This is a genomic window from Streptomyces sp. NPDC048604 (assembly GCF_043199435.1).
Classification (GTDB): domain Bacteria; phylum Actinomycetota; class Actinomycetes; order Streptomycetales; family Streptomycetaceae; genus Streptomyces.
In genome coordinates this window covers 325394-349296 of sequence record NZ_JBICVX010000006.1, presented here as the reverse complement: position 1 = coordinate 349296, position 23903 = coordinate 325394, and the positions used below count along the sequence as shown (strand labels likewise).

Genomic DNA, 23903 nt, shown 5'->3' with positions numbered 1-23903 from the left:
ACCGGTAGTGGACACCGAGTGGCCACTACCGGGCATGATGTGACGATGGGCATGATGTGACGATGGCGAGCACCTCACGACGGGCATTGCGGCTCCTGTCCCTGTTCGGATCGCGCCGCCTGTGGCCACTGCGCGAGCTCGCCACCGCGCTCGGGGTCAGCGAGCGCACCGTCCGCCGTGACATCGAGACCCTGCGCCGGCTCGGATATCCGATCACCACCGTCCACGGGCCCGACGGCGGATACCGGCTCGGCACAGGGCACACCCTCCCTCCGCTGGTGTTCGACCACGATCAGGCCCTTGCGGTCGCGGTGGCCCTGCAAACCGCGCCGAGCACGGTGTTCGGCCTGAGAGACGACGCGGCGCGGGCGCTGGTCACCCTGGAACAGGCCATGCCCGCTGCGCTGCGGGAATCGATGAAATCCCTACGCCTGACCACGCTGCAGAACTACTGGGAGTTCCCGGCACCCCCCATCGACTCGACCGTGCTCACCGCCGTGGGGGCCGCGGTGCGCCACCGCCACGTACTCGTGACCGAGACGCTGCGCGCCGACGGCTCACGCCCCGAACCCGGCGACGACGACTTCCTGCCCGCCCGCCGCATCGAGCCCCACCATCTGGTCGTCTGGGCCGGCCGGTGGTACCTGGTCGCCTACGACCTTGAAGACCACCAGTGGCGCGTGCACCGTGTCGACCGGCTCCGCACCCGCCCCACGACACACCGCTTCAGTCAGCGCCAACTCCCCCACGACGACCTCGCTCACTTCGTCATGAGCAGTCACGAGCGCGGCGATGCCCCCGCCGCCTGGGAGTTCACCGGCAGTGCCCGACTCAACTTGCCGGCCGGCGTCGTCGCCCGCTGGGCACCAAGCGGCTCGGTCGTCGAACACCTCGACACCGAGCACTGCCGGCTCACCCTCGGAGCCTGGTCCTGGGCCGGCATCGCTGGGCTCCTCGCCACCTTCGACACCGAACTCACCGACCTCCACCCGCGCGAACTCGCACAGGCATGCCACCGACTTGCCCACCGATTGACGGTCGTCGCGGACCCCGAAGGAAAACCGTAGTCATGCCCCCACGGCCGGCAACAGCCTGCCGCCGCACCGAGTCAAACCGAGGCGGTGAGTGGCTCCCGCGCACATGCGAAGGGGCACGGGAGCCACCGGAAGGACACCATCACCTGATCGTGGCGCCACGGCCGCCCCTGGGACGCGACGGTTGCTCGCGCACGCCGAGCACCGCTGGCCCACGGCCGCGCCACGTGCGCCCTCAGCGACCAACCATCCCCCGCCTCGGTCCGCTCCCCGCAGTAGCAGCACTGCGTCGCTATCTCCAGACGGCGGCGGAAGTGGCGGCTCAGCAGGCCCTGGCGCGCAGGGCCAGCACGCACTGGCCCCTGCGCACGCGGTCATCATCGGAAGGCCGTTGGTCCGGTGGAAGAGGGGGAGAGCCGGCCCGCACATGCAGTGGAACTGGCGCCTGTCCTTATGCACCCAGTGCGTCGGCGGCCTGAACGACGCCTCCCGCGCGCAGCCGCCGACCTCCACGACGTACAAGCCGCGCGTGACCTCCATCGGCGGGGGCGGCTCGCGGCCACGCAATCGAGGAGAAGCGGCGCGGCGCGACGCCCTCACCGGAGGCGCTGCGGGATCCGCACCCCAAGACAGCGATCCGAGCTCGGTGTTGGAAGCTGATGCCCCCGATGCTCGCCTCGATCGTCTAGCTGGTCACGTGCAGTGTCATCGTGGGGACGCAGAGCGAAGTGCTGTGGTGGGCAGGGAACGTGGGGACAGCCGAACCGGACCCGGCGCCGAGGCTGGCCGCGACGGCCTTCTACGTCGCGATCGGGTCAATCATGCTCCTCGTCCTGGAGGGGTTTGGCCGCGCGGCATTCCATGCCATGGCCGCAGCCCGGGCGGACAGCCGGGAGTTCAAGCTGCGATAGACGGAGGACGAACGTCGTGAGCTGGCGGCGCTGATCCGCCAGAACACACCTGGTGAACAGACGACCCCACCCGGCACGCCGTAACCAGCACCTCGACCAAGACAGGGCCCTGAGTCGCGAATTAGCGCAGCTCAAGGCCCTGACACGTCGGGTATCGCACCTTATCCGATGCGATCCGCCGAGCGCGGCCACGCCACCCGATCAAGTACAGAATTCTGGCCAAGTTCTGCGGAGGCAGTGGCCACACCGAAGAGGCCCATTGCCTACTTGGTCACGTCCTTGATCCACCCGGAGCAGTCGATCCATCCGGGAAGTCCGCCGCTAAAGTCCTTCGCGCAGGCCTTGAACTCGAACGTGGTGTTGTGGGGAATGTTCGAGATCGTGCAGTACTCCACGCCGTTGTTCGCGCCGTTTCGGTCGTCGCATGACGTGATCTCAGCACGGCCGGGGAACTTGATGCGGAGCACCATGCTGTAGCCGTCGGCCTTGGTGTCCGCGACCTTGAACTTGTTGCCGTCGGTGGCGTTGAACGCTCCGTATCCCCGGCCGTTCGACGCATACGCAAACTGGTAGGACCCGACGGCGTTCGCCGGGCCCTGTGCCAGGGCGACACAGGCGGCAGCGCCGGCTATGACAGACAGAACACGCTTCATACGGGACATGTGCGTCCCTCACTCTCTTGACTCACAGGCTCTTACAGCGGATATCCCGCCCGGCCAACTCGGAGTGATCATGCCCGGGTTGAGCCGGATCTGCCAAGGTTGTTACTGAACTTGCATTCGTGATGTCGGTCAGCTGCCGATGACCGACATCACGAATGCAAGTTCAGTAGCTAGCCGCACTGACACCGGGCGGGCACCAGCGTGTTCCATCGCGCGCTGAGGGGACCGGAGAGGCATCGTCCGAAGGTCATCCACAGGGCGCGCGGCGCGGTGACGTCCGCTGGGACGATCAAGTTGCTGTACGACCAGCCTGATTGGGGGAATCCGATGTTGTCCGAGACCAAGAGCATGCTCGCCTCGTCCGAGCCGCGGCAGGTTCTCGTCGCTTCCTGGGACGCCCTCGACGTGACCCGGCGAGTGGCCAGCACTGTCACCTGGGAGGCGGGGTCTGACGAGCTGCAGGCGCTGGCGGCCTCGCAGTCCTGCATGGCCGGCAGGGCCTTGCTGCCTCTGCCGGGGTCCGGCCGGCCGCTCGAAGCATCGGTCATCGAGGCCGGGCCGGAGGGGCTGGAACCGTGGGTGGAACTGCTGCACGAGGTACGCGACGCGCTCGTGCGATTGAGTGACGGTCAGAGCGACGAGGCGCGGGCGGTGCTGGTCGCGGCAGCGGGGCACGCCGACGCTGGTGCCGTGGCCCTCGCGACGGTCCGGGGGCACTGATGGCGAACCCTGGGCGACCTCTTCGACACGGCAGACGCCCGACTGCAGGCCGCCGCGGGCACACCGATCGGCGCGGTGAACCCGGGTCAGGCGGCCGCGCTGGTCAAAAATCTCGACGACCTCATCGGCCGGCTGGGTGAGGGGCTCCAACTGCACCGGGTGCGCGAGAGCGACGAGAGGATCTTGCGGACCTCGAAGGCGCTGGGCGAGCTCGTTCTGCAGCTGGACCAGGCGCAGGCCTCGCTGCGGGTCGCGCGCGGGTCGCTGCCCGCGCCCGACCGGACGGAGCTGGGGCCGGGGAGGGCATCGGGGATGCCGCGCGTTCGGTGGCAGCGGTGCGTGATCTGATCGAGAGCCACCGCGGACCGGATCGGGTGCCGTTGACGCCGTATGCACACGCGTTCAGCAGCCAGCCCGCCCTGGACTACGTGGCCGGGCGCACCGCTCGCCTCGCCTGGCATGCCGGTCGGGTGGCGTTGCGGCTTTCACAGGGCTCCGACGAGCTCGGGGTGATCGAGGCGCTCGCCGATGTGCGGAGCTGTATGGACCGGGGTTCAGCGCTGGGGCGTCTGGACGCCTCAGCCGCGGGGCCCGCTTCGAACGCGGCCACCTCGTCGAACGCCCCGAGACCCTCGCGGCGTGAGCAGCCTCAGCCGATCCGCAGAAGCCGGGAGGATCTCAGGCACTCGTGCGCCGTATGTGCAGGTGGCCATCGCGGGGGAAGGAGGGCGGCGCCGCGGGCAGGATGCTGTCGAAGTCGTACCGGCTCTTCTGCGCAACCCGGCACGATGCCAGGTTGTCCACCTGGTGCAGGAGTTCGAGACGCTCCAGCCCGTCGGCTTCGAAGGTGTCGAAGGCCCAGCTGGTGAGTGCCTCCAGAGCGCGGGAGGCCACTCCCCGCCCGCGAGCGTGCGCCGCGGTCCAGTAACCCACCTCGGCCGCCGGTTTGCGGGAGGTGACTTCCTTGAGGACCACATTGCCCACCAACTGTTCGCGAACTGAGCCGGGTTGTGCCTCAAGGACCGCGAAGCCGAACCGGTCCCCCGCTGCCCAACCCCGCTGCTGGGCCTGCACCCACCGTGCCCCGTCAGCATCGTTGTCCACAACAGAGCTCGCCCACTGGCGCAATGCGGGATCCCGGCTCACCTCGACCAATGCGGCAACGTCCTCCATGTGCCAGGGGCGAAGAACGAGAGCGGGAGAGGCCGGCGTCGCGGCCACCTGAAGGACGACGGGGGCATTCATGAACCGATCGTGTGCGGCGGCGTTTTCACCCGACGCCGGCCGCGTCCGGCCCATGCCGCCTTGCGACCGCCCCGTCATTGCTGTGTCCGGACGCGCAGAGCCTGGACGGACCAGTCGAACACCGGCGCCAGACTCTCCGGGGCCGGCCAGCCGTTGACCACTGCGAGCAGCTGGAGGTATCGCTCCCTGCGCGGGTCGTTCACGCTCTCCAGCCGAGTCGCCAGCCGGCGGCGAAGCTCGACGTCGTCGGGGCGGCCGAGGAGGTGCGCGTAGTGCGCCGTGAACGCCGCGACGATCGGATCGGCCTGGGGCGAGGCCGGGTCAATACCGGCGGTCAGGGCCGGGCCGGCCTGGTCACGGACGGCTGCGGCAATGTCGCGGCGCGGGCCCATCGTGTCGCTTCGGGCCTGCTCGGCTGCCTGATCCTCGAGCATCCGCCGCACGACGGCGCGGAAATCCGGGTCCAGGGACATTTCGGCCAACTCCACCCACGCCTGGACCTGCTCCGCCTCCGGATCGTCGGGCAGCTCGGGGGTCATCGAGCGCATGACCCCCGCGAATGCGGGGGCGGCGTCAAGACCACCGAAGACGGCGTCGAGGAAATCGCCGATCAGACGTCGGCGTTCGTCCTCGGAGAGCTGGGCCAGCCGGTGCATGAGTTCCGTCTCCTCAAGTGTGGACCCGCGCTCGGCCACCGCCGTCAGCACCGCGCGCCGCAGGCGCAGGACACGGATCTGCACTGCCAGTGCCTCGGCGTGCGCCGCGGCGACCTCGGGAAGCGAGAGCTCGCGGTCCACGACCTTGCGGATCGTGGGAAGGTCCAGTCCCAGCTCACGCAGGGTCCGCACGAGGTCCAGGCGTGCGACGGCGTCGATGTCGTAGAGGCGGTAGCCGGCCGGGCTGCGGTCCGTCGGTGCCACGATTCCGCGATCGGAGTAGAACCGAATGGTCTTGACCGTGAGACCGGTCCGCCGAGCGAGCTCGCCGATCGAGTAGAGCGTGTCACCGTCCATGCCCCCACCTTTACGTCTCCCCCCACTGGAGACTCAAGCCCCTTCGCCTGCCAGCAGACAACCACTCCTCCTCCACAAGTCTTGACAACTCCTCCGGACGGCCGCTCCCGAGGCGGCCTGGGCACGAAAGTCCACCTTGCCGGCGACAGCTGTGCACGGCCGCTGTCCCTTTGCATCACTAAGGATCTTCAGCGGGGCGTCCCCATCCTGGCCGACCTCGCCTACCAGGGCGCAGTCCCCTGGCTGACCACGGGCATCAAACGCAGGCCCCTGCAGGAACTCACACCCACCGAGAAGACCGTCAACCGGGCCCTGGCCGCGGCACGGGCACCGGTCGAACGCGGCGTCGCCCGCTTGAAGTCCTGGCGGATCTTCCGCAGATCCCGATGCGTCCGAACCGCATGATGTCAATCGCCAAAGCCGTCCTCACTCTGGAGCGGCAACGCTGAAGAAGCTCAGTGCCTGCGGATGAAAAGGCTCAGCTATTGGTTCCAGTTTCACTTGTCTATGCGCTGATTTCCGACCGATCAACCACGTTTACTACTCCATTTGCGCCCACATGTTGGGTGTGATGCAGTGAGAGATGTTCGGTGCGCCATCCCGATTGCGGCCGAGGCCGGCCTCCTCGCACTCGCCGAAAGCCCGGCTGCGATCACACCGGTGCAATGCGGGCCACAAGCCTGATCGCCCAGCAGGCATGGCCGGCCGTTATCAGCGCGTCCCCGCTCCTTCCAGTAGCGAGTCGATGATCCCTGCCAGATGCGAACGGATGCCGCGCCCGCCAGTTCCGGCAGCAGTCAGCTCGGCTCACGAGCCTTACGCGGGAGTGGCCCGTCCAGCCGAGCGCACCGGCCGTGACTACGGCGAGAGCGCGATATCCGAGGAGGGAACATGCAGAAGCGACCAGGGCATCTGCTGCCCACGGAGGCGGCCACGTCGCTGGCGTCCGCGTCCGGAACCGCCGATGAGGCCGAGGCCGCCACCGGTATCCGCGTCAGCAACGGACGTGTCGTCGAGGCCAATGGCAACGACTTTGTGATGCGCGGCGTCAACCATCCTCACGCTTGGTATACCGACCGGACGGGCTCCCTCGCCGACATTAAGGCGAAGGACGCCAACACCGTCCGCGTGGTGCTCTCCAGCGGCCATCATTGGCCGATGACCAGCGCCGCTGAGGTCTCTACCATCGTCCGGCTGTGCAAGCGGAACCGGCTGATCTGCGTGCTGGAGGTGCACGACACCACCGGCTACGGCGAGGTGAGCGGCGCCGCCACGCTCTCCGAGGCCGCCGATTACTGGATCAAGGTCAAAGGAGCACTGCAGGGCCAGGAGAAGTACGTCGTCATCAATATCGGCAACGAGCCGCACGGCAACAAGTATTACGAGCGCTGGACTTCCGACACCAGCGCCGCCATCCGGAAGCTGCGAGGCGCCGGCTTCCGCCACGCCATCATGGTCGACGCCCCCAACTGGGGTCAGGATTATTCGGGTACCATGCGCAACCACGCCCACACGGTCTTCGACGCCGACCCCAACCGGAACACGATCTTCTCGATCCACATGTACGGGGTCTACGAAAACGCCGATACGGTGCGGGACTACCTCGACTTCTTCGACAGCGCCGGATTGCCGATCCTGATAGGTGAGTTCGGCGACTGGCACACCGACGGCAACCCCAACGAGGACGCGATCATGGCCACCGCGGAGGAACTCAGCCTGGGATACCTGGGCTGGTCCTGGAGCGGCAACACTGGCGGCTACCTGGACATGGTTGACAACTTCAAGGCCAACTCCCTGACTGACTGGGGCAAACGCATTTTCAGCGGCACCGACGGCATCGCAACCACCGCGAAAGAGGCCACCATCTACGCCAGCGGAGGTAGCACCGGCGGCAATGGCGGCACCGCCCCGAGGGGCTACCTCTACGCGTGAACGGCGTCCCGACCGACCCCCACACGGACGGGCCGGACTGATCGGTCCACTCGTCCAGCAGTAGGCCGCAGAAGGTGTCGGTCGGCGGTGTGAGCTTGGCGGCGTAGTGCGCGGTGAACAGCAGCCGGTCCTCATCCAGTGTCGTGCCTGGTGCGAATTCCATGGCTAGCCAGTGGTCGTCGGTCCGGTGGGGCAGCTGGATCGGTACAAGCCGCGGGTCCTCGAAGCCGGGCAGATGGCCGAGCAGAGTTCTCCGTCACCGCGCAGCGCGTCGCTCCGGATCGCCACCTGCTCCCACAGCCGCGGCTTCTCTCTGACCCGGGCGATGCCATGCGGCCGGACTGATCAGTAGTGATCCCCGAACGGGGCCTCACCGCTGCTCTGCGCCACCTCGACGCGGTCCGGCTCCGCCGTGTCGTATCCCGGCTCCTCATCCCGCACCGCCGCGAGCGCGGCCAGGTCGGACCTCCGGAGTGCCCTCGCCCTCACCGGCCAAGAGACGCAAAGCCGCTCGTACTCATGGCCTGCCCGAGGCACAGTCGAGGCATGTTTTCGTGCCGAGGCCTGCCGCGACCTCAAGGCCGCCGTCGGCCGCGTCAAGCGGCTGATCGACCGGATTGCGGGCGACCTCGCCAATTGGCCGGCCGCCCGCGCTGCCTCACACACTAATCGTCGCTATTGCTCCAGGGCCGCGGCGCACCCGACTCCCAGTGCTTCCCCGAGTGGCCGCGCGGCAGTGAGCAGAAGGAGCCGCCCTGCGGGAGGATGGTCCAGCTGTCCGGTCCAGGGCGCCGACAGGGAGGGAGCCGCTCTCCGTCCGGTCCCGTCGACATGGCGGCGAGTAGGTCGGCTGCGGTTTCCCTGGTGGCGTCGGGGTACTGGCTGTGCTCCCTGATGAAGTTGGCGATCTGAGTGAGGCGGCAGGGCCATGCCTCCAGGCTCCCTCGCCAGTGGCTGTTGCAGGGGCATTGAAGCTCCCCCTCCGGAGGCTTGGGGCACGCTGTGGCAAGTTCCGCTATCGCCGCAAGTCTCAACTGGGCGTCCATATATACATCCTCTTCCTGAAACGCGCTTCGAGACGAAGTGTCAGTAGAGTACGGCGGGCGTCCCTCCGCCGTGGTCCGCATGGTCTGCCTGACGCCCGTCACCCCGGCGGCCACTCCGGCTCGAAGCCCTCGTCGCGGTGGGCGAAGATCCCGTAGCCGACCTCGACGGCCAGCGGGTGGCTGGCCGGCTCCGCGCGGGCTTCCATACAGCCCGAAGGAGCGGACGTCGCCGGTCTTGGGCACCCGCTTTTGGAATAGGTGGCCGCTCCGAGCCAGCCGTCCCTCCCTTCTTCTCTCCAGCCAGGTACACAAGACGTGGACCGGCATGAGGCGTTGGGTGCCTCGGTACGGAACGCAGCAGGATCCGCGTCCAGGCTGTCGCCGTGGGGCACAGTTTCGTGCACGGACACGGCCGTACCGGATGGCGGGCCGGTGTTCCGCCACTCCAGGGCACCCTGGCGAGGACAAGCCCGCGGACATCGGTGGCTTCGGTCGCCCGGAAGCGGAGCGCAACGTGCTGTCCGGGCACTCTCGCAACACAATTCGCAGCGTCATCAAACAGAAGACCTACTGATGGTTTCAGAGTGAGGTCGCGAGGCGGCGAAGTCGTATGGGGCGCCGCCGGATGAGGCGAGGACCTGTCCGGTCTGCCCCATGCAGTTCTGTCTCGCGGCCTGCCCCACGACGGCCGGCAGCCGTGCAGGCTCGCCCGGTCGGCCTGCACAGTTGCATAGTGTGCTCATGGATCGATTCGTGGGTCAGGGCCGCCTCGAATGGTGGGCCAATCAGTCGACTTGCCTTGAGATGTACGACATCGACATCACTGTCACTGTCGACGCGGTCGGCACGTGGCGGGCAACCGGTCGGCATGCCAACGCCTTTGACGCGACCCAACGCGAGGGCTGGGACTTCCTCATGGAGATGGATCCCCACTTCTCCATTGCGTTTCCCGGTGAGGACAGCGGCGGGATCACGGTGCGAGTCGTCGAGGCCGAGGATGGAACCCTCACGCTCGTGGAGGCACCGGACTGGGACGGCTCCGTGAGCGTCACCTTCGACCTCACCTGAGTTCAGCTCGCAAGGGCAGGAACCCGACTTCGCCACCCTGCCACCAACTTCGATGCGTCGCCCCTTACTGATCTTTCAGAATGAAGTTCGGAGGCGGCGAAGACATACAAGGCTGCAGGCCAGTTCGAGCAGGCCCTGGTGAAGATCTGCGCGACGTTCGTAGCGGATGCGGAGCCGCTTGAACTGGTGCAGCCGGGCGAAGGCGCGCTCGACCACCCAGCGCACCTTGCCCAGTCTCGATGCTGCCGTTCGGCGTGCTCAGTACGCTGCTGCATGCCGGCGGCGACGCGCAGGACGGCGGGGGCGACGACCCGGTCAGGCCGGACTGGGAAGGCACACTGATCCAATTCAGCTTCCCGGGGATGGGGCTGGGCCTGGCCCTCGCGATCCCCGCATATCTACGGAATCGCTGGCCGCAAGCGTTCAATGGGCGGGTCGGCGACGCACCACGGGCCGCGCCGCCGTGGGCCGCTGTCGTCGGTGCGGTGGTCGGCCTGGTCTGGCTCTACTGGGCGGCCGAAGGCACCGTGGGAATCGCGCACCCAACGGAGCGAACCACCCACGGGTACACGCTCGGAGCTGTCTCCGGGTTCTGGGCCCTCGCCGTGTCAGCCGCAATCTGGGTGATCGTGCGGGCGCACTTTCCCCGGTTGCCCCGCTGGCTGCCCCTGGTGGTCGGTTGGGTCGGGTCGGGCTCACTGTTCGCATGGAGCAGTTGGAAGCTGCCGTTCATCCTGTACTCAGCGCTGGCAGAGCCCGCCGGCTTCACACCACCGGAACACCGCAGTGCCGCGGGGACACTGCATCTCGGCGCTGTAGCGGCCGGCGCGGCGATGCTGCGGAAACTCGCCCACGAACGCGTCCGGGCGCTGAATCCCGTGGCCAGCGGCGGCGAGGTTGCCGACAGTCCCTTTTACCGATCGGCCCTGTCAGCGCGGCTCGGCGGCTCCGCCCGGGGCGCTGTGGCACCGGTCGGCCAGGGCGGTGATTCCTGCTGTGGCGGCGGCGGCGAGGTCGGTGACCATCGCGTCGTCGACAGGCAGGTTGAGGATGTACAGGGCGGACGCCAGGGAGCCGAGCAGCAGCAGGTGGGCCATCGCGGGGTCGACGGTCCCGGCCAGCTCGCCGCGGGCCACGGCCTGTTCGATGAGTTCGGCGACGGCGGCCTGTTCGGCGGCCAGGAAGGTGTCCTGGAACCGGGCATCCAGTGCGGGATTGCCGGCGAGTTCGCTGATCAGGGCCGGTGCCAGTTGTCGGGCCGCCGGGGCGGCCATGCGGGCGTGAAACGTGCGGACCAGCGCCAGCAGGTCCCCGTGCAAGGAGCCGGTGCCTGCCGGTGGGGGCAACTGCTGCCCATGCATGGTGGCGACGAACGCCATCTCGGCCTTGGAGGCGTAGCGGCGGTAGATCGCCGCCTTGCCCACTCCGGCGCGCGTCGCGACCTGGTCGACGGTCAGGGCCGGGTAGCCGACTTCGTCGATCAGCTCACGGGTGGTCTGCAGGATCTTGTGATCCACGCGACTGTCTCGGGGGCGTCCACCCCGTTGTCTTCCCACTGTCATGGCTGCATGATACGGAACGCGAGTATCGGAACGACGGTTTCGGAACTAGGGCTTCGGAGATCGCTGCTCCGCTACGCAGAGACAACCGCTACGAAGTCGCACCGCGCGGCTTCGCGACACGAACGGAGAACTCGGGTGATCAAGTGGGCTGGCTGGATCATCACGTTATGCGGAGCCGCACACACGCTCGGCGCCCTGACGGTGGAGAAAGCCGCACGCCACGCCGGGACGTGGTTCAGCGGCGGACTGTGGAACGAGGACCTCGCCGACATGAGCCCGGCGGGCAGCGCGTACTGGCTGAGCCTGGAGAGCTTCGGCATACCGCTCATCCTCGTCGGCCTGACGGTGCTGTGGCTGGACCGCCGCGGCATCAACCCGCCGGCGTTCATCGCCTGGACACTGGGGAGCTGGACCGTCGTCGACGCCGTGATCCTCCCGTTCACGCCCTGGCCGATCTTCCTGCTCGCCTGCGCCCTGCTCCTGATCGGGGCGCGCCGCTCCCGCCGCGACGACCTCGCGCCCGAGGCCGGGCTTCCACGAGCATGAACAGGGGCGGCTCCAGTGACAGTTTGCACTTCGCGGACCCGCCGAACACCACGTGCGAGCGGACCTACGGCTGGCTCATGCTCCACCGACGACTGGCCCGCGACTACAAAACCCTCCCGACCCGCTCCGAAGTCATCGTTCACCTCGCAATGGCCGACCTCATGGCCCGCCGTCTCACCGGCGAGAACACGATCTCCTGGCGCGACCCAAAGCCTGCTAAGCAGCCCACCTCGGGATGAAACATCGGACGAGAACGACCTTTCAGGGGGTGGGCGGTCCCACTTCGTCCGCCTTCCCCACCTGCTGACGCACAAGGACTCCCGCACCCCCCGGCGTTACAAGCAGCGCAAGCTCGACGACAGCCCCGCGGCTACGGCTTCGCGGCGATGTCGCCAGCGCCCCTGCAGGAGTTGCGGAAGCGGTTCGAGGAACACGTTCGAGATTTCGTCTTCGCCCGGCACGCGGTGCAGGAGTCGCCCGTCCTGGTCCTCCTCGGCGGGCAGCCCGCGTCGGGCAAGAGTCAGGCCACCACGGTCGTCGAGCAGCGGCACGCCGACGGGCAGCTCGTCCCCCTCACCGGCGACGAGCTACGTCCCTTCCAACCGCAGTACAAGAAGCTGCTCGCCGAGCACCCGCAGCTGTTCCCGAACGCGACCGGGCAGGCTTCCGGCACCTGGGGGCGGATGAGCATCGAGCACGCCCGCGACAACGGGTACAGCTTGCTGCTGGAGGGGGCGTTCCGGGACCCGGAGATGACGGTGGCGACGGCGGGGAGTTCGCCGCGGCTGGCTGTCGGGTGGAGGTCGTCGGCCTGGGCGTGCGCGAGGAGCGCAGCCGAGAAACCCGGCTGCCGACCGCAGGCCGTGATGGCAGAGTCTGCCCATGGTCTTCCTGCGTTGCGAAGCGGTCCGATGGGTCGATGACGAACCCCAGCCCGGCCTGGTCGAAGTCCGCTTCACCGACGCCCACCACCAGCAATGGACCTTCATCGACAAGTGGCCCGTCTTCAGCGGTGAGGACCTGCACTCCGACTCCAGCTATCCCGTCGAGGTGGCAATCCTCTGCGGCATCCTGACCAGCGGCAACAGCTCGGGCACGGCGGACACGGTCAAGATCTCCGTCGCCCCCTGGGGACTGGAGTCACTCGACGGACGCATCGAGTTCGAAGTGCGGGCTGACCAATTGGCCCACAGCTGAGGTCCGTGATCACCGGGCCCCGCCGACCTGACGGTCGGCGTGGCCCACACATGCTCTTTGCTCCACTTTCCTCACACCGTTCAATCAACAACGAAGTGAGGCGAAGGGTCACTGCCCTGGTCGGTCAGCAACCTGTCGCGGTGCCCGTCGCGTCAAGTGGTGATGTCATGGACCGTCGCGTGCGCTGGGCCAGGAAACGGTTCGCGAAGAAGGTGATCCATGGGCTATTTGCGGCCCGACCGCGATCGGCCGCTGTGGTTGCGGTACTTCGCTGTCGTAACGCCTCGCACCTCATGAAGAGTGGCCGCCGAAACGACCAAGACTTGAACGTGTTCAGACAGTGTGCCAGGGTACGGCGTGCGCTCGCGAGCGCACCGGTCGCGCACGCGGCCTCCGGAACCCGTTAGGGGTGGAGTGTGTTGCGTTGCTGTCGCACTGCGCTGATCTTGCTTGCCATGGCCCTCGCCCTGACGGCCTGCGGCAGGCTCACCGTCACGCCGCCGCCCGAAGGCGAACCGGTCATTCTGAAGCCGGCCGAACTTGCGACCACGTGGACCGATGCCGACGGCGGCACCCTCACGCTGAAGCAGGACGGGACGTTCACCGCCGATAAAATCTGCGTCTCCGTCAGCTGGTACGACAGTTTGGCCTGGTCCGGAACAGGCACATGGAGGCAAAGCTCCAACAAGGAGCAAAGCTTCCTCTATGTGACCTTCGACGTCGCTCACCCCGTGGGCTCCGGCACCGCCGCTCACCCCCAAGAGTTTGAGCGACGGCCCGACTCCTACGCCGCCTTGAAGCAAGGCAAGGTCCTGAAGCTCTGGACCGCCATCGGCGATCCGGACAACGATTATCCGAACTGCGTCCCGACCAGCCCGGCGAGTTGACCCGACAGCGCCGCCGGCCGGGTGAGCTGCACATGGGCCGGCATCGCAACCTCGGTTCCAGTCGATCGTGTCCCCTGCCGTAAGGCAGGGGATCAGCCCTCGGTAATGCCGGCCTTGACGTAGGTGGCGTCCAAGAACAGATAGGGAAAGCCGGTGTGATCCAGCGGTCGGGTACGGACCCGGCGAAGGGGACCGAGACGGACGGTGTCATGGTGGCAGGGTGGGCTCGAAGGGTGTGCCCTTCCTCGTGCGGATCAACGCGGTGGAGAGCGCGCTCACGGACGATGAGCTGAACTCCTTCGTCGAGTCCGTCACTGTGAAGCAGCCGGGACCGAGCACACACATGACCGAGTACGAGAGCGACTGGGGCGAACGACGATGCAGATCCTGCCGGGTGGCACACCGACCTTCCTGCTGCTCTTCGGACTCTTCGCCGGCTTCTTCGCGGTGCGGTCAGCACTGCGGTTCGCCCGGGTCCTGCGGCTCGTACGCCTCGGGGCTCGGGCGGATGGGTGGTGCGCGGAGCGCCGGGTTTTGGAACGGTCCGGCATGGATAATTCGTACGCCACCGAGTACGTCTACGCCTTCCGCACCCCGGACGGCCGCGAGATAAGCTTCACCGACCCCTCACCGAGCGCCTTCGGCTTCGAGGAGGGGGCGCCGGTGCGGGTGTCGTACGACCCGGCGGCCCCCGAAAAGCGGGCCACGATCGCCGGCCCGGGGGCCTGGCGGGCGCTGGTGATCCCGGCCGTCCTGGCGGTCGTCATCGGGCTGATGACGCTGCTGATGCTCTGGGGGTTCGGAGCGTCCCACGACTGGTGGTGAGGCCACCGGCGCGCCCCGCTCTCGATTCGTATCGGACCAAGTCAACCTCCCTGCACGGGGGGTTGGTTGGGCCCCCGATCAGACCGATCGCGGCAAAACAGTTCGAAGATTCACCTCGCCACCGATCGGTCCGGCCTTCCGCTCATCGTTTGCCATCCGCAGTGTGACTGAGCGCTTCACCTGGCGAGAGCGCGTGAGTTGGCGGCCGGAGGATCCGGCCTGTTCCGGGAGGCCGTACGCATACCAGGTCGGCTTGAGTGCGCAGCAGTCAGCCTGGATACTCGGCCCTTGATCGGACGTTACCGGGGGGCGGATCCAGACGTGACGGATGAGAACAGCAATCAGAACAAAAAGGATGATCTTAGTGACATCCTCTTCGGCGTCATTGGGCTTGTGGTCGGGGCCGTTCTGGCCGCCAAGGTGCTGTCCGCCATGGGTTTACGCGAGGGCGAGAAACCCTCACTGCCGGAGATCGCGATCGGCCTTGCTCTCTTCTTGGCCCCCTTCTACGCACTCACGGAGGCCGCTCAGCATTTGCGTAGTGACGTAGAGGCCGGGAAAAGCACCAACGCGACGTATTGGACCACGATGGTGGGACTCTCCGTCTCTGCACTCGCACTCGTGGGCGTCACAAGCATCGATGACCTTATTAGCCTGGCCAAGTAGCCGTGGTTCCAGCCCGACGAAGCTCAGGGTGTGTCTGGTCAGGCCGCAGAGGTTGGCCCACTTCGCACTGCTCTCCTCGTGGGCGCTCCCTGACCAGTGGCCGAGGAAGTACGTCGATCGGCGCATGCCGGGGTGCGCTTAGGCCGTGGCGGTGACCGATGGCCGTTCGGCCGACATGGGCGAGCAGCGCCAGGGCGTCATGCAGCGGCCAGGCCGACGTGGCCGGTCGGTGCCTCGGTGCCAGCAGCACCGTGCGGCTGCCGCGGGCACGGTGGGCGATGACGCCAGGAGGCTTGCCCAAGTCCGAGGCGCCATGGCGGTTTTGGCCGGTGAGCCCGGATCCTGATCGAGGTCGGCGACGGCAGCACCTTCCCGACCGCCGGCCACCTCGCCGCCTACGTGGGCCTCGCACCCGCGACCCGGAGCTCGGGCTCATCGATCCGCGGTGAACAGCCCTGCCGGAGAAGAAACAAGCAGCTCAAACGAGCCTTCTTCCTCTCAGTGTTCGCCGCCCTGGGCGACCCCACGTCCCGGGCCTACTACGACAAGAAGATCGCCCAGGGCAAGCACCACACCCAAGCCCTGCTCTGCCTCGCCAGACGCCGGGCCAACGCCCTGTTCGCGATGCTCCGCAACGGAACCTTCTACGAACCGCAGCCGTCGGCTGCAGTCACCTGACCTGCGGGTCTGCGAGGACAACGACTCGATCGGCCTCAACGTCGAAGCCGAGCACTGGATGGCCGGAGTCGCCTTCCGGGTCCATCAGCACCGGTTCGCCCAGCCGCCGCCCGATCTCCCGAAGGAAGCCGCAGAACACATCAAGTCGCTCCTGGCCCTGCAACTCCCGCAGGTCGACGTCGAAGTCGACCTCATCGTCGGCATGAAAACGGAAGATCGCCAACACATCGGCAGTCGGCCAGACGCGCAGGACCGGGCACTCGGCATCCGCCGGACGGGACAGCACGGCCTCCGCCCGGGGCACCGGAAGCACCGTCTCCCCCTCGGAGTACTGGCACTTCCAGCCCCTCTCCGCAACAAGATCGAGGACCGCCTGCCAGTCCTCCACCGAGACATTCGGAACACGCACGTCCGGCAACGACCCCATCAAGTCCAGGTCGAAGAAGTACTTCACGTCATCCCACAGCAGATCAGCCACCCCGTCATGCTGCCCGGCTCCTCGACCCAACGCACCCCCGTTTCCCTTGACCAAACACATAGGGGCCCCCGCTCTGGACCCTCATCGGGCTCCGCTCCGACCTCACCGGAGACCTCATGGACGCCGGAGTCGTCGAAGGGGACGCCCGCCCTCGGGACTGGTAGGCCCGCATGTTGAGGTGTCGCGTCTTCCAGCTTGGACGGCTCTCGTTGGTCACTCTGAGTGGCGAGGCCAGTGTTCGTGGTCCGTCCTCGGACGGATAGATTCACCGTGGTGTGTTCGAGCCACTTCTGAAGGGGTCACCGGTGGACATTGTCGCGATCATGGAGGCGCTGGCCGAACAGGGCATAACCGTGCTGTTCAAGGCTGATGCTGAGCGGATGGCAGAGAGGCGGAAGCCCTGGACGTTCGTGGCCAGTGGCGCCCCGTTGCGTGACGACGTCCTCGTGCGTACCGATGCTGCGTCGGTGGAGCAGTGCCTCGAAGCCTGCCTGCCCCGCCTGCGCGAACTGGGCTTCACTTTTCCGGAGTGACGAGACATGCCAGCTGGAGCGGCGCGACAACTCATCGTGTGTGGGCACCGAGGCCGCAGGAACCTGGAGCCGATACGCCCCCGGCGACCACACGGTGACATCAGGACCGAGCTCAACGAGGAATACGCGACGCCTCAACATGCGAGCCACCAGTCAAGGCCGCGCTAGGACCGCGTCGCCCTCCCGCACTCGTCCGCAGAGGACTCGCCCCGCCCGACCGGCGCGCTGCGGTCGTACGGGTCGACCTCCGTGCCGGCCTCGTCCGCCCGGCGGTCCGTGCCGAAGGGCGGGGTGAAGTAGCCCGTGGGGGCGCTGCAGCCGCCGTTGGTCATGTCGTATTTGTACGAGACGATCGAGAACGTACCCGGCTCGGTGATCACCTTGTCAGGGTCGTCCCAGCTCAGGACCAACTCGCGCCGGACGATCGTGCGCACGATCTCGTCGTCGCCGCCCGCGTCCGCGCGGGTGACCGGGTAGACGAAGGTGACGTCGGCGGTCACCTGCAGCGCGCCGCGCTCGCCTTCCCGGTAGGTGAGCCGGCCCCGGGTCTTCACGACGTCGCCGACGAGGTGGGTGCGGGAGGGCTGGAAGCGGCTGAAGAGGAGGAGGGGGTCGTTCTTCTCGCTCGGGGTTCGGAAAGCGGTTTTCAGAAGGTCTTGGACGTCTTTCTGGTGCGGGTTGATCAGTGCGATCGCCTTCTCGGGGCGCTCGCCCCGCAGCACCCCGCGGTCCAGGCCGGACGCGACGAGGAAGTCCCGGCTGCGGGCGAGGGCCCGCTCGACCTCGGCCGTGCTCATCCAGCCGACCGCCTCGGCCTTCGGCACGGTGATCCCTGCCGCTCCGCTCGCCCAGCTCGCCGCCGGCGAACCGCGGAACGGCTTGTCCATGGTGGGGCGTTGGGCCGCCTCCGCCGGGGGTGCCTGGGTCGGGCGGGCGGTCTCGGCCGCCAGCGGCGGGGAGTCAGGGTCGCCGCCGGCGAACAGGTTCACCATCTGCCCCGGGGCGAGCGCCACCACGAGCAGCACCAACGAGGCCAGCAGTCCGGCCACGTACCAGCCCGTGCGCCGCTTGGGCCGCGCGGGCGTGTAGCTGCGCCAGCCCTCCCGGCCGTGGCCGGGCTCCGTGCGCAGCCGCTTCGCCACGTCGCGGGCCCGCGCCGACGGCTCCTTGGGCGCGTCGGCGGCGCCCGCCACCGACTCGCGCAGAAACCGCTCCCACTCCTCGTCAGACCTGGACGAGCCGTCCGGATCCCTACCCGCGCCCATCCCCAACCCCCTGGCAATCAGTAGACCGCGGCCCACTCCCCCTTGGGCGCGTCCGCATAATGACACAGAGCGCTGATGGCGAGGCTGGCTGGGCGGACGGTGTGGGCGCGCCACGCTTCCTCAAGTCGCCACATCGGCCGCATTAGAGAGCGAAGCACACGCTGAGCGACTGAACTCCTCCGCAGACATTGAATACGCGACACCTCAACATGCGAGCCCACCAGTCCCGAGGTCGACGTCCCGCTGCACGACACCACAGGGAGCAGCGAGCCCGGGTCGAGCGCGGCGCGCTCGGCGGCCTCCAACTCGACAGTGCAGAGGAAGTCGGCGACCTTGCCTTGCGGATGTGCGAGGCCCTCCGCCACGCCAACATCGTCCGTGCGGCCCTGCACCGGGCGACGGTGGGGTTCAGTGTCCCCGCCGGCAAGTCGGCACCCCTTGTTGGACGACTCTCTGCGTGGTGATGAAGCGGGATGACGGCGACGCTCCCGGTGCACATGGGCTGTCGTCGCATCCGGGGCCAGGCTGCCTCTTCGTGTGCGACGACACCGTGAACAGGAACGGGGGCATCGAGGTGCGACGGACGGCTACCAGAGCCATCGGTCGAGAAGTTCCGCCCAGATGAAGCCGTTGTACCCGTCGAACGCGGGCGGGTCGATCTGCTTGAGCTCGGCCGCGAGTTGGCGGAGCTCGGCGAGGGCCTCGTCCTCATCCCCGTCCGGGTCGTTGAGGATCTCGGACTGGCTTACGTGCCGGCCGTAGTGGTGCAGGGATTGGAGCCACAGGGCGATGCTGGAGTTCGCGAACCAGGCTTCGCCGTCGGGAAGGACGTAGTAGACCGTGCCGGTCACGGGCTCGACTCCGAACGTCCACAGCAGGTCGGGGACCAGGTCTCCCTGGCGGTTCTCGGTCAGTCGGTACAGCTGCTTACCGTCTTGGGTCAGCAACTGTGGGGCCGATTCCGTCTGGACCGCCGCTGCCTCGATGAGTTGGTCCGTGCTTGGAATGCCGATGCTCACGAGCAGGGCTGTCTGGTTCACAGGGACCTGCCAGCCTGCGACGGAGGCGGCGTCGGCCCGCGCGACGTTCTCTTCACCCGCCCATTCGACCAGGTCGTCATAGGTCAGCAATGGGAAGATCCTTCCGATGGCGCCAGCGGTCGCCGCGACTCTACTGACCAAGACCGACACCCGATCCAAGCGCCCTCGGCCGGATGTATGGGCAGTCCCTTATCGCCGCCTTCACCGAGATGAAGGACATCGTCGACGAGTCCTCCACCCGCACTGCCATCACCGAGACACACGCGACAGAGTGACCGCGAAGCCGACACCGTGTTCACGAGGACCCCTGCGGCCTGACCGCTGCCGGGGTCGTTTCATCCGTTCCCAGCGACAACCAGCATGTCGCTCTCATGCTCATCCTCAGCGTCGCTCATCACCCTTCACCGGGTCGCAGGCCGCCTGCAACCGGATGCCGGATACTGCCTGCTGGATTTGTAGGTGTGAGTCTCGAGAACGTTTTTTACCGGGCGGTGAGAGCGCCCCGTTTCACAGGGCGGTTATGTTGCCGAGATTCGGGAACGCCTGGGTGGCGTTCGCTGCGCAGTGCATGACGAAGGCTGATCGCCGATCCTGTCGGTCGCGATGTATCAGGGCCGGTGACGATGGTGTCGGATTCCTGCCGGACAAGAGGCCTGGGCGGTTGGTTGGCTGAGCATGTGACCACAGCACACATGGACAAGGCCCTGCACTTCCGATCCCTCCACAGCTCCGCGCGCCCCCTCGCGCTCGCCAACGCCTGGGATGTAGCGAGTGCCCGTGTCATCGAGGCCGCAGGGGCACCCGCAATCGCCACCACCAGCGCCGGGATCGCCTGGTCGCTCGGTCATCCGGACGGGGAAAGCCTCTCCCCCGACAGGGCGGTGGACCTGATTGCCCGCATTGTCGCGGCGGTCGACGTACCGGTCACCGCCGACATCGAAGGCGGATACGGCCAGGGCGCAGCCGGGGTCGCCGAGACCATTGCGCGGGTGCTGGAAGCAGGTGCCGTCGGCATCAACATCGAGGACGGAACCCGTCCTTCGGCCGAGCTCAGGGCACGGCTGACAGCGGCCCGGACTGCGGCGGAACGAGCGGGAGTGTCCCTCTTCCTGAACGCCCGTACCGACACCTACCTGTTCGGCCTCGGCGACCCCGCCACCCGTCTGGAGCACACCCTGGAGCGGGCACGTGGGTACGTGGACGCCGGCGCCGACGGCATCTTCGTCCCCGGCGTCACCGACCCCGCCACGATCGCGGAACTGGCCTCGGGCATCTCTGTGCCACTGAACGTCATGGCCGGCCCTGGAGCACCGGACGTCGGCGCGCTGGGCGGCCTCGGCGTCGCCCGCGTCAGCCTCGGCTCGGGCGTCGCCCAGACCGCCTACACCGCCACCCGCCACGCCGCGCAGCAGCTGTACGACAGCGGCGACTACCACCCGCTCGCCGACGCCATCCCCTTCCCCGAGCTCAACGGCCTGTTCCCAAACCCGCGCTGACCGTGCGACGCGACGCAACGACAGGCCGTTCTCAGAATTCGGTTCTGGCACAGATCTCGGGGAGCGGTCGCGGAGGGTAACGGTGTCGTTCTATTGGAGGGAAAGGGCGCGAGGCCCGGTCCGTCAGCGTTCACGCATCCTGGTCCACCACCAGCCGTCCATTGCCCACTCGATGTGGTTGGGCTCCGGCAACGTGCGGCGTTCGAATTCCTCATCAATGCGCGTGATCAGTCGACCCAAGTCCCGTTTGGCTCCGGGAGGAAGGTGCAGCATCGCCCGCTCCAGATCGTCACGAGCGTCTTCCACCTCTATCCCAGGCGAGCAGGCCTCGGAGGCGTTCAGGTAGCGGCCAGGTTGCTTGAAGGCCCACTCGAAGCGATAGAGCGCATGAGCGACCGCGTTGGGCCACATCTCCTGGTCTTCGACCCGGCGGATCGCTGCACGAGTTCGCGCGGAGACACCGCGGACCCTCAGGACCGGATACTGCCATCGTGGCCGCCACCGCTCTGCACGGACGGCCTTGGGACGCCTACGCGGCATCGCCCTTTCGGATCAACATGACGCCATCCTGCCACGGCTGGGGACCTGGATGGACCCCCGGTTCACACACCCGCGGCAAAGTCCTACTTCTCGGTTCTGTGCAGGCTTGGGGGCGTCTCGGAGCGTCACTGGAGCAGGATCATCTTGCGGAGCAGTCCGAATCCGGCTCGGCCGTAGAGCTGCCGCTTGATCTTCTTGATGCGGTTGACGGTGCCCTCGATGCTGCCGGAGCTCCAGTCGAGAGTACGCCCGGCGGTCACGGCGTCGAGATCTCGGAGCAGATGGAGCGCGAAGCCGGTGAGACCGGGTAGCCGGCTGGCGTCAACTGCGTCGATCCAGGTGGGGAGCGTGGAGCCGAGGCGGTCGGTGAGAATCTCGCCGAAGTCGCGGACGTGTCCGGCTGCCGTGTCCAGTTCGGGGCAGCGGCCCAGGACCTCCTTCAGGCCGGCCCGTTCTCGATAAGACCATGCACCTGCTCGCCGTGGTCGACCCGGTCGATGACACCTACCGCCGCTTGATGGAGCAGCAGCTCACCGTGCAGGAGTCCCGCCACCGCCTGGCCCGCGCGATCTGCCAGGGGATCCCGGGATTCCGGGTGATCTGGATCACCGGCCGGGGCGGCGGCACGCAGCGCCGCCTCAACCCGGCGGTTGCTCGTCATGGTCGCGGTGACGGTGGTCATGGTGAGGAGGAGGGCGGCGGCAGTGTAGAGCGGGGTGCGTACGTCGTAGGCGGTGGCCAGCCAGCCGCCGAGGAAGGCGCCGAACGGGGCGGCGCACATGGCGAGCATGCGGGAGGTGGAGGCGACCCGGCCCATCAGGTGGGCGGGGACGATCGCCTGTCGGAGGGAGGGGCCGAGCACCATCGTGGCGCCCATGCCCGCGCCGCAGACGGCGAGCGCGAGGCCGGCGACGTATGGGTTCGGGGCGGCGGCAAGGCCCAGGATGGCGAGCCCCTCGACTGTGGCTGTGCAGGTCAGTGCGGTGCCGGTGCCGAGTCGTCGGCCGAGGAAGGAGGCGATGCCCGCGCCGAGCAGGCCGCCGGTGGCCTCCGCCGTGAGGAGCAGGCCGAAGCCGAAGGTGTCGATGCCGAGACGGTCGTGCGCGAAGAGGGCGAGTACGGTCTCCACGGCGAGGAAGGCGATGTTCCCGACCGCCGGACGCAGCGCGAGTCCGAGCAGCAGCTGATCCCGGAATACGTACGAGGCACCGGCCCGCGCCTGCCGCAGCAGCGACTCACGGGCCTGCGGTACGGGCCGGGGTGCGGCGGGCAGCGACCGTACGAGCAGTGCGGAGAGCGCGAACGAGACCGCGTCGGCGAGCAGCGGGACCGCCCGCCCGAGCGCGAGCAGGGCACTGCCCGCGGGCGGCCCGGCGAATCCGGACGCGGCGGTCTGGGTACCGCGCAGGCGGGAGTTGGCACGCTCCAGGAGTGCGGGGTCGCGTCCGAGCAGGTCCGGCAGGTAGGCCGTGGCGGCGGTGTCGAAGAAGAGTCCGCCGAGGCCGAGGAGGAAGGCGACGGCCGCGAGCAGTGGAATGCTCAGCACGTCGAGAGCGGCCGCCGCCGCCGGTATCGCGAGCAGCACCGCACGCGCCGCGTCCGTGACCCACATGGTGCGCCGACGGTCCCAGCGGTCCACCAGCGCACCACCGAGCACCCCGAAGAGCAGCCACGGCAGCGTTCCGGCGGCCGTGACGACGGCGAGCGCCATCGGATCCCGCGTCAACGTCAACGCGAGCAGCGGCAGCGCGGCATGCGTCACCCCGTCACCGAGCGAGGACACCGTCTGCGCAGTCCACAGCCGCCCGAACCCGGTCGGCAACTTTCGTACGTCCGAAGTCACTTGGCGTCCCCCTCGGCCTGGTCGCGCCGCGCCGGGTGGAACAGTGCGAAGACGAGTGAGGCGTCCGGCAGCGACGGATCGGACAGCTCCCGGTACTCGTCCGCCAGTGCCTCCAGCCGCGCCCCCAGCTCCGCGAACTGCTCCTCGGTGAGCCGCAGATGCGTCATCCCCACGTGCCGCTCGCCGTCCGCCGGCGCTGCCTCCAGGTCCGCCACCGCATGCCGCATCAGCACATCCGGGCCTCCCTCGCCCGGATCCGGCAGCACGATCGCCCGCGCGGCCATTGCGTAGTACCGCTCGGTGACCCCCCGGACCTTCCGCGTTCGCACCACCTTCACCAGGCCGGCCCGCTCCAGCAGCCGTACGTGGTAGCTCGAACTCCCCTTCGCAAGGCCCACTCGCTCGGCGATCTGTGTGATCGTCGCGGGCTCGAAGCGGAGCATGGCCATGATCCGGTGACGCGTGAGATTGGAAACGGCGCGCAACTGCTCGTCAGTGGTGACGTGGAACGTCTCGGGAAGATCATCGGTAGGCATGCCCCCAATGGTCAACACTTCTTGACCATTGGGCAAGGGATTTTTGTTCGGCTTCCGGAATCGGCTGTCCAGCAGCAGGCGAGGCCTTCGCTCCTGCACTCTCCTTCTCGACCTCGTTCAACCCGCACCCGGGCACCTTCGCTCCGCCTGTCGCGGAAGCTCAGCCGCACCGCCCGAGTC

The 23903-nt window shown here is 67.8% G+C and carries 25 protein-coding genes and 4 pseudogenes; 17 read left to right on the top strand and 12 right to left on the bottom strand.

Translation table 11 applies throughout. The annotated features are described in order from the left end of the window. Window positions 1–62: 62 nt before the first annotated feature. Both ACGFMM_RS15590 and ACGFMM_RS15585 read left to right on the top strand, forming a co-directional pair. Window positions 63–1067: a helix-turn-helix transcriptional regulator gene (locus ACGFMM_RS15590; protein WP_393646831.1), complete on the top strand. Its 1005-nt coding sequence runs from the start codon at window positions 63–65 to the stop codon at window positions 1065–1067. Between the two features lie 677 nt (window positions 1068–1744). After that, on the top strand, window positions 1745–1945 hold the full coding sequence (locus tag ACGFMM_RS15585; protein ID WP_393646830.1) for a hypothetical protein: 201 nt from the start codon (window positions 1745–1747) through the stop codon (window positions 1943–1945). Window positions 1946–2208: 263 nt separating this feature from the next. On the opposite strand, the gene ACGFMM_RS15580 is transcribed toward ACGFMM_RS15585, so the two are convergent. Further along, window positions 2209–2598, bottom strand: coding sequence for a hypothetical protein (locus tag ACGFMM_RS15580; protein WP_393646829.1), 390 nt, complete (start codon window positions 2596–2598; stop codon window positions 2209–2211). Window positions 2599–2901: 303 nt separating this feature from the next. Between ACGFMM_RS15580 and ACGFMM_RS15575 the strand changes: the two genes are divergently transcribed. Together ACGFMM_RS15575 and ACGFMM_RS15570 are read left to right on the top strand one after the other, a co-directional pair. Further along, window positions 2902–3327 (top strand): hypothetical protein, encoded by a 426-nt coding sequence (locus tag ACGFMM_RS15575; protein ID WP_393646827.1) that lies wholly within the window; start codon window positions 2902–2904, stop codon window positions 3325–3327. Between the two features lie 75 nt (window positions 3328–3402). After that, window positions 3403–3675, top strand: a complete 273-nt coding sequence (locus ACGFMM_RS15570; protein WP_393646825.1) for a hypothetical protein — start codon at window positions 3403–3405, stop codon at window positions 3673–3675. Window positions 3676–4005: 330 nt separating this feature from the next. Here the strand turns inward: ACGFMM_RS15570 and ACGFMM_RS15565 are convergent, their stop codons facing one another. Beyond that, window positions 4006–4500, bottom strand: a complete 495-nt coding sequence (locus tag ACGFMM_RS15565) for a GNAT family N-acetyltransferase (RefSeq protein ID WP_393646953.1) — start codon at window positions 4498–4500, stop codon at window positions 4006–4008. Window positions 4501–4646: 146 nt separating this feature from the next. After that, on the bottom strand, window positions 4647–5585 hold the full coding sequence (locus tag ACGFMM_RS15560) for a MerR family transcriptional regulator (RefSeq protein WP_393646823.1): 939 nt from the start codon (window positions 5583–5585) through the stop codon (window positions 4647–4649). A gap of 189 nt (window positions 5586–5774) precedes the next feature. On the opposite strand from ACGFMM_RS15560, the pseudogene ACGFMM_RS15555 reads away from it, so the two are divergent. The 3 genes and pseudogenes from ACGFMM_RS15555 to ACGFMM_RS15545 all read left to right on the top strand — a co-directional run. Continuing rightward, window positions 5775–6034: pseudogene (locus ACGFMM_RS15555) on the top strand (transposase family protein); the annotation flags it as partial. 442 nt (window positions 6035–6476) lie between these two features. Beyond that, window positions 6477–7517, top strand: a complete 1041-nt coding sequence (locus tag ACGFMM_RS15550; RefSeq protein ID WP_393646821.1) for a glycoside hydrolase family 5 protein — start codon at window positions 6477–6479, stop codon at window positions 7515–7517. 1787 nt (window positions 7518–9304) lie between these two features. Continuing rightward, window positions 9305–9631: a hypothetical protein gene (locus tag ACGFMM_RS15545; protein ID WP_393646820.1), complete on the top strand. Its 327-nt coding sequence runs from the start codon at window positions 9305–9307 to the stop codon at window positions 9629–9631. Between the two features lie 75 nt (window positions 9632–9706). On the opposite strand, the pseudogene ACGFMM_RS15540 reads toward ACGFMM_RS15545, so the two are convergent. Further along, window positions 9707–9886, bottom strand: a pseudogene (locus ACGFMM_RS15540) (transposase); the annotation flags it as partial. 674 nt (window positions 9887–10560) lie between these two features. After that, window positions 10561–11148 (bottom strand): TetR/AcrR family transcriptional regulator, encoded by a 588-nt coding sequence (locus ACGFMM_RS15535; RefSeq protein ID WP_393646818.1) that lies wholly within the window; start codon window positions 11146–11148, stop codon window positions 10561–10563. 180 nt (window positions 11149–11328) lie between these two features. Here ACGFMM_RS15535 and ACGFMM_RS15530 point away from each other — a divergent pair, with 180 nt between their 5' ends. The 8 genes and pseudogenes from ACGFMM_RS15530 to ACGFMM_RS15495 all read left to right on the top strand — a co-directional run. Then, window positions 11329–11739 carry a DUF6463 family protein gene (locus ACGFMM_RS15530; RefSeq protein WP_393646816.1) on the top strand — a complete coding sequence of 137 codons (411 nt, stop codon included), beginning with the start codon at window positions 11329–11331 and terminating at the stop codon, window positions 11737–11739. 53 nt (window positions 11740–11792) lie between these two features. Then, window positions 11793–11978: pseudogene (locus tag ACGFMM_RS15525) on the top strand (hypothetical protein); the annotation flags it as partial. Between the two features lie 171 nt (window positions 11979–12149). Then, window positions 12150–12662: a zeta toxin family protein gene (locus ACGFMM_RS15520; RefSeq protein ID WP_393646814.1), complete on the top strand. Its 513-nt coding sequence runs from the start codon at window positions 12150–12152 to the stop codon at window positions 12660–12662. Beyond that, window positions 12622–12936, top strand: coding sequence for a hypothetical protein (locus ACGFMM_RS15515; protein ID WP_393646812.1), 315 nt, complete (start codon window positions 12622–12624; stop codon window positions 12934–12936). Before ACGFMM_RS15520 ends, ACGFMM_RS15515 begins: the two co-directional genes overlap by 41 nt. Before the next feature lie 455 nt (window positions 12937–13391). Beyond that, complete coding sequence (locus ACGFMM_RS15510; RefSeq protein WP_393646810.1) at window positions 13392–13823, top strand: hypothetical protein; 432 nt, start codon at window positions 13392–13394, stop codon at window positions 13821–13823. 378 nt (window positions 13824–14201) lie between these two features. Then, complete coding sequence (locus ACGFMM_RS15505; protein ID WP_393646808.1) at window positions 14202–14648, top strand: DUF3592 domain-containing protein; 447 nt, start codon at window positions 14202–14204, stop codon at window positions 14646–14648. Between the two features lie 321 nt (window positions 14649–14969). Continuing rightward, complete coding sequence (locus ACGFMM_RS15500; protein ID WP_393646806.1) at window positions 14970–15314, top strand: hypothetical protein; 345 nt, start codon at window positions 14970–14972, stop codon at window positions 15312–15314. A 333-nt stretch (window positions 15315–15647) separates the two neighbouring features. Next, window positions 15648–15992, top strand: a pseudogene (locus ACGFMM_RS15495) (transposase); the annotation flags it as partial. On the opposite strand, the gene ACGFMM_RS15490 reads toward ACGFMM_RS15495, so the two are convergent. Then, entirely contained in the window at window positions 15985–16470 is a 486-nt protein-coding gene (locus tag ACGFMM_RS15490) for a hypothetical protein (protein WP_393646804.1), read from the bottom strand. The pseudogene ACGFMM_RS15495 and the gene ACGFMM_RS15490 sit on opposite strands and share 8 nt — an antisense overlap. A 305-nt stretch (window positions 16471–16775) precedes the next feature. Here ACGFMM_RS15490 and ACGFMM_RS15485 point away from each other — a divergent pair, with 305 nt between their 5' ends. Continuing rightward, window positions 16776–17003 carry a hypothetical protein gene (locus ACGFMM_RS15485; protein WP_393646802.1) on the top strand — a complete coding sequence of 76 codons (228 nt, stop codon included), beginning with the start codon at window positions 16776–16778 and terminating at the stop codon, window positions 17001–17003. Between the two features lie 164 nt (window positions 17004–17167). Here the strand turns inward: ACGFMM_RS15485 and ACGFMM_RS15480 are convergent, their stop codons facing one another. Beyond that, on the bottom strand, window positions 17168–18268 hold the full coding sequence (locus ACGFMM_RS15480) for a hypothetical protein (RefSeq protein WP_393646800.1): 1101 nt from the start codon (window positions 18266–18268) through the stop codon (window positions 17168–17170). Between the two features lie 587 nt (window positions 18269–18855). Further along, window positions 18856–19398: an SUKH-4 family immunity protein gene (locus ACGFMM_RS15475; protein WP_393646798.1), complete on the bottom strand. Its 543-nt coding sequence runs from the start codon at window positions 19396–19398 to the stop codon at window positions 18856–18858. A 587-nt stretch (window positions 19399–19985) separates the two neighbouring features. Here ACGFMM_RS15475 and ACGFMM_RS15470 point away from each other — a divergent pair. Further along, complete coding sequence (locus tag ACGFMM_RS15470; protein WP_393646796.1) at window positions 19986–20804, top strand: isocitrate lyase/phosphoenolpyruvate mutase family protein; 819 nt, start codon at window positions 19986–19988, stop codon at window positions 20802–20804. Between the two features lie 123 nt (window positions 20805–20927). On the opposite strand, the gene ACGFMM_RS15465 is transcribed toward ACGFMM_RS15470, so the two are convergent. The 4 genes from ACGFMM_RS15465 to ACGFMM_RS15450 all read right to left on the bottom strand — a co-directional run bounded on the left by ACGFMM_RS15465 (window position 20928) and on the right by ACGFMM_RS15450 (window position 23723). After that, a complete protein-coding gene (locus ACGFMM_RS15465) occupies window positions 20928–21215 on the bottom strand; it encodes a hypothetical protein (RefSeq protein WP_393646794.1) in 288 nt (95 codons plus the stop codon). Window positions 21216–21469: 254 nt separating this feature from the next. Then, the gene (locus ACGFMM_RS15460) at window positions 21470–21757 is read right to left on the bottom strand and encodes a transposase (RefSeq protein WP_393646952.1); all 288 of its coding nucleotides are present in this window, start codon (window positions 21755–21757) and stop codon (window positions 21470–21472) included. Window positions 21758–21783: 26 nt separating this feature from the next. Then, a complete protein-coding gene (locus ACGFMM_RS15455; RefSeq protein WP_393646792.1) occupies window positions 21784–23187 on the bottom strand; it encodes an MFS transporter in 1404 nt (467 codons plus the stop codon). After that, complete coding sequence (locus ACGFMM_RS15450) at window positions 23184–23723, bottom strand: ArsR/SmtB family transcription factor (protein ID WP_393646790.1); 540 nt, start codon at window positions 23721–23723, stop codon at window positions 23184–23186. The genes ACGFMM_RS15455 and ACGFMM_RS15450 overlap by 4 nt, the downstream gene beginning before the upstream one ends. Between the last annotated feature and the right edge of the window lie 180 nt (window positions 23724–23903).